A 2482-nucleotide genomic window follows, 5' to 3' on the forward strand; every position below is an offset into this window, starting at 1 on the left:
TGTGTTTCGGCGTGGAATATTGACCCCCCTGGCGGGGTGACCGGCGTCCAATTTTGACCCCCCACCTGTTTCGTCTGACCATCCGTCTTTTGCTGACGGATGGAGGGGGAGTTGAAGCGAGTGGATACGATTGCGCGTGTTCGTCGAGCCTTCCATGTTCAGGGCTGGTCGGTGAAGAAGATCGTTCGGGAGCTGCATGTGTCCCGCAACACGGTGCGCAAGATTCTGCGTTCCGATGATACTGACTTTTCCTACGAGAGAGAACGCCAGCCGCTACCGAAGACCGGAGCTTGGAAAGCCGAGATCGAGCGCTTCTTGGCCGCGAACGAAGGCAAGCCATCTCGCGAGCGACTGACGCTGATCCGGATTTACGAAGAGCTTCGGGCGCTGGGCTACGACGGCAGCTACGATGCAATCCGGCGCTATGCGAAGGGATGGTCGAAGGGTCGAGTGGCTGTGACCGCCGAGGCCTACGTGCCGCTCTATTATGCGCCCGGCGAGGCTTATCAGTTCGACTGGAGCCATGAGATCGTTCTGATCCAGGGCGTGACGACGACGGTGAAGGTTGCGCATGTCCGGCTCTGCCACAGCCGGATGATGTTCGCGCGGGCCTATATGCGTGAGAGCCAGGAGATGGTCTTCGACGCCCACGACAAGGCCTTCGACTTCTTCCGTGGCACCTGCACGCGCGGCATCTATGACAACATGAAGACGGCGGTGGAGGCTGTCTTTATCGGCAAGGAACGGCTCTACAATCGCCGTTTCCTGCAGATGTGCAGCCATTATCTCGTCCACCCCGTAGCCTGCACGCCAGCATCCGGCTGGGAGAAGGGACAGGTCGAGAACCAGGTCGGCCTTGTGCGCGAGCGGTTTTTTACGCCGCGCCTCAGAGTCAAAAGCCTGGAGGAACTGAATGTCTGGCTGCTCGATAAATGCGTTGCCTATGCCAAGGCTCATAGCCATCCCGAACAGACGGCGCAGACAGTTTGGCAGATGTTCGAAGCCGAACGCAGCAGCCTCGTGCGCTACGTTGGCCCATTCGATGGCTTCCACAGCGTTCCGGCCTCGGTGTCGAAGACCTGCACCGTCCGCTTCGACAACAACAAATACTCGGTCCTGTCGACTGCCGTTGGTCGCCCCGTCGAGGTTCATGCCTATGCGAACCGGATCGTCATCAAGCAGGATGGGGTGACGGTCGCGGAACATCAGCGCAGCTTTGGCCGCGGCGATACCGTCTATGATCCCTGGCATTACATCCCTGTCCTCGCTCGCAAACCCGGTGCCTTGCGCAACGGTGCTCCTTTCCGGGAATGGGTTTTGCCAGCCGCGATGGAGAAGGTTCGCAAGCGGTTGAAGAGCGTCGATGACGGTGACCGACAGATGGTCACCATACTCGGATGCGTTCCCGCCGATGGTCTTGCTGCGGTCGAGGCAGCTTGCCAGGAGGCGCTTGAGCACGGTGTCTGCTCGGCCTCGGTGATCATCAATATTCTGGCGCGAAGCCGCGATCCGGCTCCGGCGGCAACTCTGCAAATCCCCGATGCGCTTCGGCTTGCCCATGAGCCGGTCGCCGACTGCGCCCGTTATGATAGGCTCAGGAGGGCAAGTTAATGGAACGCACAGACGTTCTCGAACTGATGAGCACGCTGAAGCTCTACGGAATGCGCAGCGCCTATGACGAGATCATGGGCAATGGCATCAAACGGCAACACGAACCGCCGCGCATCGTCGGTGACCTCCTGCAGTCGGAGATCGCCGAGAAGCAGGCTCGGTCCATTCGCTACCAGCTCAGTATCGCCAAGCTGCCGTTGGCGAAAGACATCCACGACTTTGACTTCACCGACACGCCCGTCAATGAACCCCTGGTGCGGGAACTGGCCACAGGCACCTTCGTCGCCGACCAGCGCAACATCGTCCTCGTCGGTGGCACGGGAACAGGCAAGACCCATCTGGCCATCGCGATCGCCCGTGCGCTCATCCGCAACGGCACGCGCGGCCGCTTCTTCAATGTCGTCGACCTGGTCAATCGGCTGGAAACGGAAGCGCGCAACGGCAAGCAGGGCCGGATGACCGATTACCTCACACGCCTCGACTTCATCATTCTCGATGAACTCGGTTACCTGCCGTTCGCGCAGGCCGGTGGCCAGCTCCTGTTCCACCTGATCAGCAGGCTCTATGAGCGCACCTCGATCATCGTCACCACGAACCTCGCCTTCGGTGAATGGCCGTCGGTGTTTGGCGATGCGAAGATGACGACGGCTCTTCTCGACCGGCTGACCCATCACTGCGAGATCGTGGAAACCGGAAACGAGTCATGGCGCTTTAAAAACCGCTCTCAAAGCTAAAGCCAAAGATACCCATCACCCGCACTTGGCCTTCCCTTTGCAACCCCGGCCAGCGCCGGGCAGGCCAAGCGCTGATCGCCTATAGGGGGGTGAATATTGGACGCCGATAAGGGGTCAACATTGCGAGCCGATTGACA

The 2482-nt window shown here is 60.0% G+C and carries 1 protein-coding gene and 1 pseudogene; both read left to right on the plus strand.

Going from position 1 to position 2482, the window contains the following annotated elements; translation table 11 throughout:
• Window positions 1-111: 111 nt before the first annotated feature.
• Window positions 112-1678: pseudogene (gene istA / locus AB4Z25_RS29290) on the plus strand (IS21 family transposase).
• Window positions 1611-2345 carry an IS21-like element helper ATPase IstB gene (gene istB, locus AB4Z25_RS29295; RefSeq protein WP_442210560.1) on the plus strand — a complete coding sequence of 245 codons (735 nt, stop codon included), beginning with the start codon at window positions 1611-1613 and terminating at the stop codon, window positions 2343-2345. The pseudogene istA and the gene istB overlap by 68 nt, the downstream one beginning before the upstream one ends.
• Window positions 2346-2482: the final 137 nt, after the last annotated feature.

The sequence above is a fragment of the Rhizobium sp. RAF36 genome (assembly GCF_052114105.1).
GTDB lineage: Bacteria > Pseudomonadota > Alphaproteobacteria > Rhizobiales > Rhizobiaceae > Rhizobium.